This window comes from Gimesia chilikensis (assembly GCF_008329715.1).
GTDB classification, from domain to species: domain Bacteria; phylum Planctomycetota; class Planctomycetia; order Planctomycetales; family Planctomycetaceae; genus Gimesia; species Gimesia chilikensis.
Window position 1 is genome coordinate 141096 of record NZ_VTSR01000008.1, and the last position, 15018, is coordinate 156113.

A 15018-nucleotide genomic window follows, 5' to 3' on the forward strand; every position below is an offset into this window, starting at 1 on the left:
GCTAATCGGCAGAAATCAGGTCCGGTCCATCGCCGGCCCGCTTCTCGTACTTTCCACTGGAGGATTTCACATATTTAGTGAATCCCAGCTCTCCCAGACGTTTGTCATCGTTTAGAGTACGCTTTGCCTCGGCGTCTGACCATTTTCCGGAAATATTCGCGGCAGTAATGACGCGTCGAACCGGCTCTCCGGTCTCCGGATGCTGCGTTAAAGTTGGTTCACTCATCCTCTGAATGACTTCAAATCGTTCACCAGCCGACCCGTCAGGGTTGACGACTTCATACACATAAGTAGGCATTGCTACCTGATAACCTCAATAAAGGGGAGTCAGAAATCAAGAATCTGCCAGCTGACACACTGGCCATCAGACCACTGCCAGTTCAGATTCCACACCGAGTAAACGGGCGAAATTGGGGGACAAATCCCTCCCCAGACAGCAGACTGCACATACTATAACTTCATCTAATCTATTGAAATCATATCCGAACCCGCATGCAAGGAAAAGGTCCTGAAGTTTGCAGCGCGAGCTTGAGATTTAGTGGCTGGTATATCTGGACCTGCCCAGCTAGAATCTGTTAGCATCTCTTATTGCTGAACCCAGACAAACTCACATAAGTACACACAGCGTGGGTAGTTTTTTAACAGGAGAATTTTCCGTGCAAGTTGCGATTACTTGTCGTCATGGCAGCGTCTCAGATGGTCTGCGTGAATATATTACCGAAAAATCTGAGAAGTTACTGACTTACTTTGAGCGGGTAACTGCAATCCAGATCACAATCGACCAGGGCGAAAATCAGAACCGGGTCGAAATTCTCGTCGATGCAGAACATAAACACAATTTTGTTTCACATGCAGAAGGCGACGAAGTTAAACCCAACTTCCACGCTGCTTTGAGCAAGATGGAACAACAGATCAAAAAATACAAACAGAAGATTCAGGATCACCGCCGCGATCTCCCCATGAATGAAATCGCTGAGAACGGAATGGCAGAGGCGGAAGCCGAGTCCGAAGAAGAAACCGAATCTGAATAATTTATTCCTCGCAGGCTGATTTTTGCTGAGGAATGAGACGAAACGTCTTACAATTGAATATCGTGTGAACAGCCTCTCCTGAGTGAAAGAATCCATTTCCGGAGCTGTCACAATTTAACAATCATGTCTTGCGTGCCATCCGTTCCCTTCGAGAAGGACGCAAACACCGACTTTTTTGCAGATGTAGTTAGAAGGAAAGAATACATGAAGTTAACAGACTTCGTGGTTTCGGAAGCGATCATTCCGGAATTGAATGTGACCACCAAAGAAGAAGCAATCCGCACCATGGTCGCCAGCCTGAAAAATGCAGGTAGCATTTCGGCTGATGACGAAGAAGGTATCGTATCGGCAATTCTCAAACGGGAAGAACTGGGATCTACCGGAATTGGTAACGGCGTTGCAGTTCCCCACACCAAACATTCTTCTGTCGAAAACCTGACAGCAGCTGTCGCCCTCTCTTCAGACGGGGTCGATTTTGCCAGCCTGGACGGCGAAGATGTTTATATTCTGTTTTTGCTGATCTCCCCCCTGGATCGTCCAGGAGATCACTTACGCGGTCTGGAGAATATTTCTCGCCACCTGCGGAATCAGAACTTCTGTAAGTTTCTCCGCCAGTCCAAGAACATCGAAGACATTGTTGAACTGCTCAATGAAGCGGACAGTAATCAACTGGACTAAGCTGAGAGACCTGATTGTCAGGGATACCCCTGCTCAATTGAAACTGACACTTCCTGCTGAGTTGAGTTGATGACTGTCTGGGAGGAGTATACGCTTCGCTGTGCTCCTGATTGATCAAACTAACAGGAAAGGGGTAATTACGAAACCTCACTGAAAACAAAAGCCTTAAAGCGGTCCATGGCCTGTTTTCAGCCAGCTTCTGTAGTTATCAAAAGTGCCATGCAAGAATCTGTTTGCCGTCAGATTGTCACCGTCAAAATGAAACAGGGTCTGCATTTGCGCCCGATTTCTGAAATTGTCAGAATGACCCGTGACTATACTTGCGACTTTAAAATTTCCAATGGAGATCGGTCGGCCAATGCCCGGGAAGTCTATGACCTGCTGGAACTGCAGGCGCTCCCGGAAACCGAACTGGTTCTGGAAGCAGTCGGCGACGACGCCACGAAACTCATGGAAGAAATCGTTCAGTTTTTTGAATCAGGATACAAAAAATTTGAAGAAGTCTCTGATCTGTCTGACTAGCCCCTGAACACACCAACCCGGTGGTTCATCACCGGTTGCCTGTCTGTTGAAAGCGCCATAGTAGGCCCTGATTGAATGCTTGTAAAACGTGGAATTGCAGTTTCTCCGGGAGTAAATTTCGGTCCCGCCCTGATTCTGGGTGCGGAGGACTTTCGCATACCGCGGCAATTCGTCAGCGTCAATGTGATCGAAACCGAAATCGCTCGCCTGCGCTCTGCGCTCGATGCGGTCTGTGAAGAGATCGCCGTAAATGAAAGACTTGCCTCCGATAAACTGGGGGAACAGTACGGTGCCATTTTCGCCGCACACCTGCAGATGGTCAGTTCTCCCCGACTGCGTGAAGAGATCGAGACTCTGATCCGGGATAAATGCTATTCACCCGAGCACGCTTCCAGTCGCGTCTTCAGACGTTACACCAAGCTGGTACAGCACCTGGGTGACAATTACCTGGCGGAACGCGCCAGCGATATCATCGATCTGGAAAAGCGGCTGCTGAAACAGCTGCTCGGCGAAAAACGCGAAGAATTATCCAACCTGACAACGCCCATCGTCGTCCTCGCCAATAACCTGACCCCCAGCGAAACTGCGGGGCTGGCCAAGGAATATGTGCTCGGCTTTGCTACCGAAGTCGGAGGTCGCACCAGCCATACCTCGATTCTGGCAGGAGCCCTGGAAATTCCAGCCGTCGTCGGTCTGGGAGAATTTCTCTCCGATGTCTCAGGCGGTGACATGGTCATTGTTGACGGCAACAACGGCGAAATCATCATTGACCCCGATGAAGAGACGCTGGCCCGATACAAGGATACCGGCGAACGTCAGCGATCGATGGCAGCCCGACTGGCATCGCGGCGTAAAATTCGCTCGGAAACCAAAGATGGGACCCGGATTCACGTCATGGGGAACATTGAATTCCCTAATGAGGTTGAACACTGTGCCGAACGCGGTGCAGACGGGATCGGCCTCTACCGAACCGAATTCCTTTACTTGCAGTCCAATACCGAGCCTACCGAAGAAATTCACTACGACGCCTACTGTCGCGTCGTCCAGGCTGCTCAGAACCGCCCGATTGTGATCCGAACCCTCGACCTGGGTGCAGACAAGATTCCTCGTGGCTATCGCCACCTGGCCAAAGAGGGTATGAACCCGGCTCTGGGGCTCCGCAGTGTCCGTCTCAGTCTACGGGACCTGCCACTCTTCAAAACCCAGCTCCGGGCGATCTTCCGGGCAGCCGTACACGGGGACGTCCGCATCATGTTTCCCCTCATCTCGACTCTGCTCGAATGGCGGCAGGCCAAGATGATTGTCGGCGACGTTCTGGAAGATCTCGAAGAACGGGGTGTGGATTTCAATCCCAATATTCCGATAGGAATGATGGTAGAAGTCCCGGCAGCTGCCCTGCTGGCAGAAGAATTTGCCGAAGAAGTTGACTTTTTCTCCATTGGGACAAACGACTTAATTCAGTATACTCTGGCAGTGGATCGGTCTGATCCCGCCGTTTCGTCGCTCTACAACTCTGCTGATCCTTCGATTTTAAGGCTCATCAAAATGGTGGTAGAAGCGGCCCGTAAAAAAAACATACCGGTTACCGTCTGTGGGCAGATGAGCTCCGACCTGAAATCGATCCCGCTGCTGGCAGGCTTGGGGATTCGACAGATCAGTGCCACACCACTGGCGATTCCGGAAGTAAAAGAAGTAATCAGACATCTGACAATCGCCCGGGCCGAGGAAATCGCAGCACATGCAATGACCATCGACGTGGCCCGCGACGTTGAAAGTTATTTAAGAGGAGAATTGTACAAAATCTGTCCTGACCTGTTTGATGAAGAGCTTCCTTTGTAAGCGCTCAACTCAAAGCAGACGCTTCTGAAAAGCACCAGGGCAACATTAACTGCAGGATCAGGTGAAAACTCACCCGCCTGCAACCTCGATTTTTACGTTTACATTTTGCAGCGGACTCGAACTGTTTTTCAAAAATCGGTTCGCTGCCATCCACTGCACCTCGGTGGTGCGTGGGTTGAGTATGAACCAGATTCAATCAAGACGAAATGCATGATACAGTCATTTCTCAAACCGAAAGCATTTACGTGTGATTCAGACTGAATGCAGGTTCCCGACACAGTGCTGGCTCTTCCCGAGCAGCCTGTCAGAGTTCCTGCGAACCGTCCTCTCGCACCAGTGACAGCAGTATGAACTACCCCCCTGATCCTTCAGAACAGATCATTTTGAAGACGGCTCAAGCCGCCTTACGGGGATATGCTGCCGCTTGCACATCACGCTTTCAAAGTCCACAGGCAGTTCCTGCCGCCTCTGTAACGACCTCTAACCCGCTGCGGTCCTCCGCCCGTACAACAGACCACAATGCGTTCTGTGTGCCACGCGCTACTCCGACTGTCAGCCACACCAGAGCAGTTACAGCATCCTCAGGAACGACCCCGCCCGTCGACAATGTTCGGGAAATGATTCGACTCACCAGTCGCCCCCACCAGAATCTCTCCAAGCCGCTTCGTCACGGTCGATCGACCAGCGATAAATCGGCTTACTTCAGGAGAATCGCCCGCCCGGAGACTTATGTGCTCCCGCAAGGGCAACTGACTGGCTGCTCCACTACAAGAGACTGTTCTCGACGTGGAAAGTCCGTCTCCACAGCGACTGCTGAGGAATACTGCATTCGTCGTGTTCCACGACAAAGGGTATTCCATGAAAAAGGAAATGCTGATTAATGTCCTCCAGCCGGAGGAAAGTCGAATCGCCATCGTTGAAGATGGTGTCCTCGAAGAACTGTATGTCGAGCGCAACAGCCTCGAAAACCTGGTAGGAAATATCTACAAGGGTAAAGTCGTCAATATCGAGCCCAGTATTCAGGCCGCATTTGTCGATTTCGGCGTTGGACGCAATGGCTTCCTGCATGTCAGTGATCTCGAATACCAGTACTACAAACACATCACTGAAAACGGTGAGAACAAAGCAGCACGGGGTAGAAACTCCAAAGGCCGCCGTATCAATGAACGCAGCGTCGCCAACAAACCACCGATCCAGGAAATCCTGAAACGCGGCAGCGAAGTGCTGGTCCAGGTAATCAAGGAAGGGATCGGCAACAAAGGCCCCACGCTTTCTACCTACATCAGTATTCCCGGCCGTTACCTGGTCATCATGCCCGGACTGCAGCGGGTCGGCATCAGCCGCAAAATCACCGATGAAGACGTGAGAAAACAGCTGCGCTCCATCCTGACACAACTGGCACCTCCTCCGGGACTGGGTTTTATTGTCCGCACCGCAGGCATTGATCGCTCTGCTGAAGATCTGCAACGCGACCTGAATTACCTGCTCCGTCTCTGGGGAACCATCGTCGGGCGCATCAAGAAACTACCGGCGCCTGTCGAAATCTACTCCGAGTCCGACATGATGATTCGCACGATTCGCGACATCTATAACAGCGAAATCGACACGCTCTATATCGACGAACCCACGGCCTACCAGCGGGCTCGCGACTTCATGAAAGTCGTCCTGCCCAAACACGTCAATCGCATCAAGCACTACACCGGCAGTGATCCGATTTTCTATAACAGCAATCTGGATGATGAAATCTGCAGCATCCAGAACCGGCACGTGCCCATGAAAGGTGGCGGCTCAATCGTAATCGACCAGACTGAAGCCCTGGTCGCGATCGACGTCAACAGTGGTAACTACCGGGCTGATGACAATGCTGAAAAAACAGCTTTCAAAGTCAACATGAAGGCCGCTGAAGAAATCAGCCGCCAGATTCGTCTGCGGGACCTCGGCGGAGTAATCGTAATCGATTTCATCGACATGCGTGAAGAAAAGCACCGTCGGTCCGTCGAACGTCGACTGCGCGATCTGGTCAAACGGGACCGTGCCCGTACTAAAGTGCTCCGCATCAGTCCCTTCGGTCTGATTGAAATGACCCGCCAGAGAATTCGGCCCTCGCTCCGTAGAAGCATGTACGAAGACTGTCCCTCCTGTCGAGGAACGGGCCAGGTCAAAACAGCCGAAAGTATGGCCATCGAAGTCATGCGGACCCTGATGACCACGGTCTACAAGAAAAACATTTCGCGGCTGGTACTGAATGTACATGAAAACGTGGCTAATTATCTGAATAATAAACGCCGCAAGGATATCAACAGCCTCGAAGAGTCATCGAACACCGTCATCGCAATTAACGCACGTACAGATGTAGAGCCAGAACATCTCACCGCACGTTGTTACGACGATATTGGAAATGAAGTGAATTTCTAGTCGCTTCTGACTCGAAATTTCAAAAGTGACTCTTTACAATGCCCTGCTCGCTATGCGTATGAGAGGTACGGATTCCGCGCAGGGCCTGGCTGGCTGATTGAATAAACACACTCTCGCAGCTGTGTTTAACTATATAATATCATTAGCGTTGCGCTTTTGATTCTGAATACAGATCGGATTCCATTTGCTTCATAAATCCGACTTCAGCAATTATTTGATCCAAGTGATAAGAAAAAAGAAGGTTTGAGGATGTTTGTAGTAATCGAAGATGGCAGCCATCAATATACGATTCAGGAAGGCGATACCCTGACAATCGACTACCGTGCTACAGCAACAGAAGGCGATTCCATCACTTTTGAAAGCGTGCTGCTCGCCAATGGTGGCGGTGCCAGCTCGATCGGCACCCCGGCTATCGAAGGTGCATCGGTCGAAGCCGAAGTCGTAAACCCAGAGGTCAAAGGCGAGAAACTCGAAATTCAGAAGTTCCGTCGCCGCAAGAACTCTCGTCGCCATACGGGTCACCGCCAGAAATACACCACAGTTCGCATCAAATCGATCACAGTGCCTGGCCTGGAAATTGTGGAAGCAAAAGAAACAGAACCTGCTGCCACTGAAGCCTGATTCAAACTGACGCGTGCCCCACGCTGTCATTTGATGCGCACAGTATAAAATCCACTCTCAGCCCCCTGAGTTAATCTCAGGGGGCTGTTTGCATTTGAACGCATCTCCAGCCTCCCCTGCCTGCAAATCGACCTTGACCCAAAACCGTTATTTGACTTAACGTTATGCGACTTTTGAGACGTCCGGCTATAAGACCGGGCAGTTCAGATATTCGGACGGACCGCAGACCGCATCCCAGGCAGGTAAGGATACTTCGATGCATCTCTTTTTTTCAGTAGGCGAACCCAGCGGAGATCAGCACACGGCTCACCTGATCGAAGAAATTCGCACCCGCCGCCCCGACGCTCGTTTCTCTGCCTTCGGTGGGCCAGAGATGCAGGCTGCCGGCTGTCACCTTGAAGTTCGGCTGACCGATTATGCCGTCATGGGTATTCTCAACGTTCTGCCTCTGATTTTTAAATTCATTCAGCTGATCCGGCAAGTCGGCGCCTACCTCGAACAGGAGCGCCCCGACGCCGTGATCCTTGTGGATTTCCCTGGATTCAACTGGTGGGTTGCGAAAAAAGCCAAAGCCCTGGGTATTCCGGTTTTCTATTACCTGCCCCCTCAACTCTGGGCCTGGGCCCCGTGGCGCATTCGCCGGGTCCGTAAAAATGTGGATTACATCCTCTCCGGACTCCAGTTTGAAAAACAATGGTATGAATCGCGAGGAATCAACGTCGATTACATCGGGCATCCCTTCTTTGATGAAGTGGTTTCCCGGAAGCTGCAGCAGGATACCCTTACCGAGTTGAAACAGTCCGCGCCGCAGATTGTAGGTGTACTCCCCGGTTCCCGCACAAATGAGGTCACGCGCAACTTCCCTGTGATGCTACATACGATTCGTCGGCTCTCTCAACAATTTCCCGACGCCATCTTTCCGATTGCCTGCTACCGGGAAGCACACCTTGAGCTGTGTCAGAATTTTATTCGCGAACAACAGGCTGAAGATTTACCGCTCAAACCCTATCTCAAGCAGACACCGGAAATCATCGAAGCCGCTGACTGCTGCCTGATGGTCTCCGGCTCGGTCAGCCTGGAAATGCTGGCCCGCAAAACGCCAGCCGTTGTGCTGTATCGCAGCCACTGGGGCATGTATTTCCTGGGACAACTGCTGATCACCTGCAAATACATGTCACTCCCCAACCTGATTGCAGGACGGGAAATCATGCCGGAATTCCCCTCTGTCGGAAATCCGAACAAAGTCGTAACGCAAATGTCGACGATCCTGGCCGAGTGGCTCAGCAGCCCCCTGGCCCTGGAACGGGCCCGGTCAGAGCTCACATCGCTGTATAACGAGACCGTCATACCCGGTGCCTCCGCACATGCAGCAGAAGCCATCTTGAGCCATACCGGAGCCCAGCTCAGCTCTAAAGCGGCCGCCTGATATACACATAAACACACCATGGTATTCAATTCGTGTTAAATCGGGCACAAAACGACAATTTTCCAATGAGAATCTGGGGAACCTCCAATTGTTTGTTTTGTGTGAATGGTCCTCCTGAAAACTGCTCGTTAGAATCGGCGGATACGTCGTAACAGACCATTGCCGGGTGAAATCAGCCCCGGATGGCTGAAATGATCACAATCTGTAAAATGCATCTTGGACTATCGGGACTACTTAAACTAATGGGAAAAAAAACGATCCGGATTGGAATTGTTGGCGCAGGAGCAAATACAAAAGCGCGACACATCCCGGGATTTCAGGCGATTGACGATGTCGAACTCGCAGGCGTTGTGAACTCAACTCAAGCCTCTACAGATAAAGTTGCCCGGAAATACGGTATTCCGCAAACCTACTCCCACTGGCAGGAACTGGTGGAAGACCCGGAAATCGACGCCGTTGTGATTGGCACCTGGCCCGATCTGCACTGTGAGATCACCTGCATGGCACTCGAAGCAGGCAAGCACGTGCTTACCGAGGCCAGAATGGCACGTAACCTGGAAGAAGCGCGTAAGATGCTGAAAGTCTCCCAGGCGCGCCCCGACCTGATCGCCCAGATCGTTCCCAGCCCTTTCGGCCTGAAATACAACAATGAAGTCATTAAGCTGATCTCGCATCAGTATCTGGGTCAATTGCGGGAAGTCATCGTTCAGGGTGCCGACGATGCATTCTGGGATTACAGCAAAAAAATGCACTGGCGTCTCGATAAAGAAATCAGTGGCAACAACATGCTCACCATGGGCATCCTGCACGAGACCCTCAGCCGCTGGGTGCCTGCCACCGAACGAGTGTTTGCCCAGTCTTCAATCTTCGAACCCGTTCGTCCTTCTGCGACAGCCCAGGGCAACGCCGACGTGACTCTCCCTGACAGCCTGCAGATCGTGTCTCGCCTGCAGGGAGGCGCCAACGCCATCTATCACCTGAGTGGAACAATTCTCTTTGGACCAGGTCTGCAGATTCACCTGTATGGCAGCCTGGGAACCATCAAAGTGCAATTCACTCCCGAAGAGAAAATCTTTGTTGGTCATATGGGAGAGGATAAGCTCAAAGAAATTCAGGTTCCTCAGGAAGAGATCAGCGGCTGGCGTGTGGAATCGGAATTCATCGGTGCCATCCGTGGAGAGGAAGTCGTGCACTTCACTGATTTCGCCACCGGTGTCAAATACATGGAGTTTTCCGAAGCGGTTGCCCGGAGCTGCGAACAGAATCAACCTGTCTCGCTTCCACTGTAAACTGGCAGATCGACTGAAAATCGTCATAATACAGGGACAGCGTTCAAAGGCAGACAGTCGAACCTGTCGATATTGATGTTATCCCTGACAGCCAGCTTCACTCGAAACGATCTGAAATCATGACAGAAACTTTGGAACAGGAATTAAAGACAGCACTCCTGGCAGTCAGACAGGCTGCTTTGATCTGCAGAACAGTTCAGTCTGCCATCACGGATGAAGTCCTGGAAAAAAAAGATAAGAGCCCGGTCACGATCGCAGATTTCAGCAGTCAGGCCGTTATCTGCCGTGCACTCCACAATGCATTCCCGGAAGACCCCATCATCGGCGAAGAAGATGCCGCTGAACTGAAAGGACCGGAAAACCGGGAGTTCCTGGAAAAGATTGTCGCAGAACTGACAGCTGACGGTATTCAGGATCCAACTCCTGAAAATGTCTGTACCTGGATCGATTACGGCGGCGCCAAAACATACAGCGACCGTTTCTGGACGCTTGATCCCATTGATGGAACCAAGGGCTTTCTACGCAAAGAACAATACGCGGTTTCACTTGCTTTGATCGTGGAGGGAAAAATCGTACTCGGCGTGCTGGGCTGTCCCAACCTGCCGTTTCCCGGGGAAAACCCAACCGCCGGAACGCTCTACTATGCGATCGCTGGACAAGGTGCATACGCCCTTCCCCTCGTTCGCGAACAGGAGCCGAAACGCATCCGCGTGACCACCACTGCCGATTTTTCGGAATCCCGCTTTTGTGAATCCGTCGAATCGGGACACAGTTCACACAGCCACTCTCAGCAGCTGGCGGAACGACTGGGGATCAGCAAAGAGCCCCGACGTCTGGACAGTCAGGCTAAATACGCTGTCGTCGCCCAGGGTGAGGCTGACATCTACATGCGGCTGCCCACACGCCCCGGTTATCGCGAGAAAATCTGGGATCATGCGGCGGGGGTTTTACTGGTTGAAGAAGCGGGAGGGGAAGTCACTGATATCCACGGCAACCCGCTGCAATTTGACCAGGGATATGAACTGAAAAATAATCAGGGCGTGATCGTCACCAACGGACACCTGCACTCGCTCCTGATCCAGTCTCTGGACGAACTCGAATTTTAATCCCTGTATCGATCTGTCTTTTGATGATGTATTAACCGACATGGACTGGCACATCGTAGTCACGTTTCTCGTTTTGGCAGGAGTAATCTGCTCTCTGACGTTTCTACGTGCCGGCGCTGATACGATTCTGATGGGTGGTCTGACCATTCTCATCGTCTCCGGCATCGTTCCCGTCGATCAGGCTATGCAGGGGTTTGCCAACGAAGGCCTGCTGGCAGTCGCGTTTCTGTTCGTGGTTAGTGAAGGTATTCGGCAGACCGGTGGCTTCTCCTTCACGGGCCAGCAACTACTGGGACATCCGAAATCCCTGACCGATGCGCAGGCCCGCGTGATGGTGCCTTCCGCCATCCTGAGTGCATTCCTGAATAACACTCCCGTCGTCGCCATGATGATGCCCGTCATTTCCGACTGGGCCAAGAAAATGCGGATCTCCATTTCGCATCTGATGCTGCCTCTCAGTTATGCCGCGATTCTGGGCGGTCTCTGTACCCTGGTCGGCACCAGCACCACCCTGGTGGTCAATGGTCTGCTGCAGAGTCAGACAGATCGCCCTGCACTGACCATGTTTGAAATTGCCTGGATCGGAGTTCCGGTCATGGTTGCGGGACTGATTTATCTTCTGGTCTGCTCTCGCTGGCTGCTCCCCGAGCGAAAACCGGCAATCACTCCCATGGACGATCCGCGTGAATATACGGTGGAAATGGTCGTTGAACCCGGCTGCCCCCTGATTGGCAAAACCATCGAACAGGCCGGTCTGCGTCATCTGCCCGGCATGTACCTGATGGAAATCGACCGGGACGATGATGTGATCGCCGCGGTCTCCTCGAATGAACGACTGGCTGCCAACGATCAGCTGGTCTTCGTGGGCGTTGTTGAATCGGTCATCGATTTGCAGAAAATCCCCGGCCTCAAACCAGCCACCGACCAGTTGTTCAAACTCTCCGGCCCCCGCTCCGAACGCTGCCTGATTGAAGCGGTTGTCTCAGACAGCTTTCGTTTCCTCAACATGTCCATCCGCACCGCGAAGTTTCGCTCCAATTACAACGCTGCGGTTATCGCGGTGGCGCGAAATGGTCAGCGGATCAATAAAAAAATCGGTGACATTGAACTGCAGCGAGGCGACACATTGCTCATCGAAGCACACCCTTCGTTCATCGATCAGCAACGGAACTCCCGTGAATTCTTCCTGGTCAGCCAGGTCGAAGATTCCACGCCCCCAAGACACGAACGCGCCTGGATCGCCCGGCTGATTCTGCTGGCCATGATCGGTATGGTCGCCGTGTTCAACATTCCAATGCTTGTGGCCGCCATGGTGGCTGCCGGTCTGATGACCGCTACCCGCTGCTGTAGTGCCACGGAGGCCAAACGCTCTATCGACTGGGGCGTGCTGATCACCATCGCAGCCGGACTGGGAATCGGACAGGCCATCGATAACTCGGGTGCCGCCAGACTGATTGCCAACGGATTTACCGGCATGGCTAACGACAGTCCTCTGATCGTCCTCGCGATTCTCTCATTCATCACCCTGGTCTTCACGAATCTGATTACCGCCAAAGCCACGGCAACACTGATCTTTCCGATCACGGTCGCCACCGCAAATGCCCTGGGTGTGGACCTGATGCCGTTCGTGATTGCCATCATCATTTCCGCAGCCGCCTGTTTCGCCACCCCCATCGGCTACCAGACCAACCTGATGGTCTTCGGGCCCGGGGGGTATAAATATGGTGACTATCTGCGTATTGGCGGCCCACTGACTTTGATTGTCTGGTTATTGACAGTCATCGTCGTACCTCTTGTCTGGCCCTTCCATCCCTGATAATGTAAATTGAGAAATCACCCGCCGTATTCGGTACCGATTCCTTTTTTCATGATCAGGGTTCCTCCATGCATCGCAGCCTCTGCTCCCGCTTTGTACCCGCGTTGGCATTCTTCGCCTTACTGGTATCTGCTCCCGTAATTCTCTCTGCCCAGGACGCACCTCCTGCAGATCGCAAGAAACTCGAAGCAGAACTTAAAGAACTGCAACAGCAGATTCAGACACTTAAACAAAATACGCAGATCGAACGCTCCCTGCTCGCCGACGTGGAAATTTATGCGAAAGCAGCAGAGTGGATTTTACGCCACAAGGAATTTTACAAACCACAGTACGTCAAAGAGACCTACCAGGTTCTTGAAACCGGACGCCAGCGGGCCAGCCAGCTCGCAGCAGGCAAACCTGAGTGGACCGATCCCAAAGGTACGGTGCTCTTCGGATACTACTCGAAGATCGATGGCTCCGTGCAACCGTATGCTTTGACCTTTCCTGCAGACTTCAAACAGAAATCCAGCCAGCGCTGGCCCCTGCATGTGGAACTGCATGGACGGGGAGGCAAACGCAATGAAGTCTTCTTTATCATGCATCCAAATGGCAGAGGACCGCGTAAAGATCACGACTGGTTGCACCTCGATCCCTTTGGACGGACAGATAACGGTTGGCGCTGGAGTGGAGAAGTTGACGTACATGAAGCGATCGCCGATGTCAAAAAACGTTACCTGATCGACAAACAGCGGATCACCCTGCGTGGCTTCTCCATGGGAGGCGCTGGTGCCTGGCATCTGGGACTGCATTATCCCTCTGAATGGTGCGGCGTGGGACCGGGAGCGGGCTTTGTCGATTTCTACCAGTATCAGAACCACAAAGAGAAACTGCCTCCCTATCAGGATAAAACTCTGCACATTTATGACTCCATCGACTACGCCCTCAACGCTGCGGATGTTCCAGTCGTGACCTACGGAGGGGGAAAAGACAAGCAGCTGGTCTCGAGCACTCGGATGGTCGAAAAGGCTAAAGAACTGGATATCAAAATCCCCCTGTATATCACCCCCGAGGCGGCACATCAGTCACGGATGCCCGCTTATCAGGATTTCCTTGCACAGCTGCTGAAGATCTCCGAAAAGGGACGTCCCACCTGGCCAGGCCGCAAGCAGATCCGCTTTATTACATACACTCCCAAGTTCAATGAATGCGAATGGCTCCACATCGAAGAGCTGGACCAGATGTACGAGCCGACCACCGTCGAAGGGGGGCTGAATGAGGAATCAGGAAATCTGGAGCTGACCACTGACAATGTGGCTGCCCTTTCGATCGCCCGTGATATCGCTCCCAAAGTCGAACTGGACGGGACCCTGCTTCCGTTGGAGTCGGCAGCCAGCGGACTGCTGCCTCAGGTCTACTTTGTCAAAAGTAATAGCGGCTGGGATGTGCTCAAGTACGACGATTCCAAAGCCTTCATCGAAAACTCGAATCTACGCAAACGACGCAATCTGCAGGGGCCGATCGACGACGCCTTCACCCTGCCCTTTGTTTGCGTGAAAGGGACTGGCACTCCCTGGACTCCCGAACAACAGGCCTGGTCACAATCCGTGCTCGCCCTTTTCGAGAAAGAATTCGACAAGTGGTTGCGAGGGAAGGTTCCCGTCATCACAGATAAAGAGGTTACAGATCAGATCATCGCCGACAAGAACCTGATTCTGTTCGGAGACCCTGGCTCCAATGCGTTGATCGCCAAAATTGTCGAAGACCTGCCAATTCAATGGTCGAAAGATCAGATCACCGTCAATGGGAAGACCTATGATACCAAGGACCATGGAGTGGCCCTGATCTATCCCAACCCTCTGAATCCGACGCGATATGTGGTCATCAATTCCGGGCATACCATGCATGAGAAAGATTTCCGCGCGTCCAATTCCTGGCTGTTCCCCAAGCTGGGTGATATTGCCGTCATCAAGTTCAAACAGAACAAAGATGGCAATTTCGAGAATGAAACGGTCTGGGCTGAACTCTTCGACAGCAACTGGGAACTTCCCTGATTTCGAGATTCGTTTTTTTCAGTTATTCGAATCAGAGGCATGCCCGCTGCGTTCTTTCCCCTCAAGGAGAAGACGCAGCACATGCCACGCGCAAACCACTTCTAAGTAATCACTTAAGAACATATCCCTCCCCGCGACTCCGCATTTTGCTCTGCGAAAAACAGAGTGCCGACAGTAGTTTCTACTTTCTTGAATCGATCTTGCTTCATTTCGCGATTTTTCATAAAAAACCGATTCCTGTC

Annotated in this window: 12 protein-coding genes; 11 read left to right on the forward strand and 1 reads right to left on the reverse strand. The window is 52.2% G+C overall.

Annotation, left to right across the window (positions count from 1 at the left end; all coding sequences use genetic code 11):
- Window position 1 precedes the first annotated feature (1 nt).
- The gene (locus FYZ48_RS12785) at window positions 2–298 is read right to left on the reverse strand and encodes an FmdB family zinc ribbon protein (protein WP_145036194.1); all 297 of its coding nucleotides are present in this window, start codon (window positions 296–298) and stop codon (window positions 2–4) included.
- Between the two features lie 358 nt (window positions 299–656).
- Between FYZ48_RS12785 and hpf the strand changes: the two genes are divergently transcribed.
- From hpf to FYZ48_RS12840, 11 genes are all read left to right on the forward strand, one after another.
- A complete protein-coding gene (gene hpf, locus FYZ48_RS12790) occupies window positions 657–1031 on the forward strand; it encodes a ribosome hibernation-promoting factor, HPF/YfiA family (RefSeq protein WP_145036192.1) in 375 nt (124 codons plus the stop codon).
- A 204-nt stretch (window positions 1032–1235) separates the two neighbouring features.
- Window positions 1236–1709, forward strand: a complete 474-nt coding sequence (locus FYZ48_RS12795; RefSeq protein WP_145036190.1) for a PTS sugar transporter subunit IIA — start codon at window positions 1236–1238, stop codon at window positions 1707–1709.
- 219 nt (window positions 1710–1928) lie between these two features.
- Window positions 1929–2231: an HPr family phosphocarrier protein gene (locus tag FYZ48_RS12800; protein ID WP_187782003.1), complete on the forward strand. Its 303-nt coding sequence runs from the start codon at window positions 1929–1931 to the stop codon at window positions 2229–2231.
- A gap of 75 nt (window positions 2232–2306) precedes the next feature.
- Window positions 2307–4070 (forward strand): phosphoenolpyruvate--protein phosphotransferase, encoded by a 1764-nt coding sequence (gene ptsP / locus FYZ48_RS12805; RefSeq protein ID WP_145036184.1) that lies wholly within the window; start codon window positions 2307–2309, stop codon window positions 4068–4070.
- A gap of 858 nt (window positions 4071–4928) precedes the next feature.
- Window positions 4929–6485, forward strand: coding sequence for an Rne/Rng family ribonuclease (locus FYZ48_RS12810; RefSeq protein WP_145036182.1), 1557 nt, complete (start codon window positions 4929–4931; stop codon window positions 6483–6485).
- A 249-nt stretch (window positions 6486–6734) separates the two neighbouring features.
- A complete protein-coding gene (gene rplU, locus FYZ48_RS12815) occupies window positions 6735–7106 on the forward strand; it encodes a 50S ribosomal protein L21 (RefSeq protein WP_149340943.1) in 372 nt (123 codons plus the stop codon).
- Window positions 7107–7362: 256 nt separating this feature from the next.
- The gene (gene lpxB / locus FYZ48_RS12820; protein ID WP_149340945.1) at window positions 7363–8532 is read left to right on the forward strand and encodes a lipid-A-disaccharide synthase; all 1170 of its coding nucleotides are present in this window, start codon (window positions 7363–7365) and stop codon (window positions 8530–8532) included.
- A 242-nt stretch (window positions 8533–8774) separates the two neighbouring features.
- Entirely contained in the window at window positions 8775–9821 is a 1047-nt protein-coding gene (locus FYZ48_RS12825) for a Gfo/Idh/MocA family protein (RefSeq protein WP_149340947.1), read from the forward strand.
- Window positions 9822–9940: 119 nt separating this feature from the next.
- Complete coding sequence (locus FYZ48_RS12830; protein WP_145036174.1) at window positions 9941–10927, forward strand: 3'(2'),5'-bisphosphate nucleotidase; 987 nt, start codon at window positions 9941–9943, stop codon at window positions 10925–10927.
- A gap of 40 nt (window positions 10928–10967) precedes the next feature.
- Complete coding sequence (locus FYZ48_RS12835; protein ID WP_149340950.1) at window positions 10968–12743, forward strand: SLC13 family permease; 1776 nt, start codon at window positions 10968–10970, stop codon at window positions 12741–12743.
- A 68-nt stretch (window positions 12744–12811) separates the two neighbouring features.
- The gene (locus FYZ48_RS12840; RefSeq protein WP_149340952.1) at window positions 12812–14776 is read left to right on the forward strand and encodes a prolyl oligopeptidase family serine peptidase; all 1965 of its coding nucleotides are present in this window, start codon (window positions 12812–12814) and stop codon (window positions 14774–14776) included.
- Window positions 14777–15018: the final 242 nt, after the last annotated feature.

What these genes read in the sequence shown, in the direction of transcription:
- FYZ48_RS12785 (WP_145036194.1), bottom strand. Translation starts at nt 298, where the DNA reads ATGCCTACTTATGTGTATGAAGTCGTCAACCCTGACGGGTCGGCTGGT.
- FYZ48_RS12795 (WP_145036190.1), top strand. Translation starts at nt 1,236, where the DNA reads ATGAAGTTAACAGACTTCGTGGTTTCGGAAGCGATCATTCCGGAATTG.
- FYZ48_RS12800 (WP_187782003.1), top strand. Translation starts at nt 1,929, where the DNA reads ATGCAAGAATCTGTTTGCCGTCAGATTGTCACCGTCAAAATGAAACAG.
- ptsP (WP_145036184.1), top strand. Translation starts at nt 2,307, where the DNA reads ATGCTTGTAAAACGTGGAATTGCAGTTTCTCCGGGAGTAAATTTCGGT.
- FYZ48_RS12810 (WP_145036182.1), top strand. Translation starts at nt 4,929, where the DNA reads ATGAAAAAGGAAATGCTGATTAATGTCCTCCAGCCGGAGGAAAGTCGA.
- rplU (WP_149340943.1), top strand. Translation starts at nt 6,735, where the DNA reads ATGTTTGTAGTAATCGAAGATGGCAGCCATCAATATACGATTCAGGAA.
- lpxB (WP_149340945.1), top strand. Translation starts at nt 7,363, where the DNA reads ATGCATCTCTTTTTTTCAGTAGGCGAACCCAGCGGAGATCAGCACACG.
- FYZ48_RS12825 (WP_149340947.1), top strand. Translation starts at nt 8,775, where the DNA reads ATGGGAAAAAAAACGATCCGGATTGGAATTGTTGGCGCAGGAGCAAAT.
- FYZ48_RS12830 (WP_145036174.1), top strand. Translation starts at nt 9,941, where the DNA reads ATGACAGAAACTTTGGAACAGGAATTAAAGACAGCACTCCTGGCAGTC.
- FYZ48_RS12835 (WP_149340950.1), top strand. Translation starts at nt 10,968, where the DNA reads ATGGACTGGCACATCGTAGTCACGTTTCTCGTTTTGGCAGGAGTAATC.
- FYZ48_RS12840 (WP_149340952.1), top strand. Translation starts at nt 12,812, where the DNA reads ATGCATCGCAGCCTCTGCTCCCGCTTTGTACCCGCGTTGGCATTCTTC.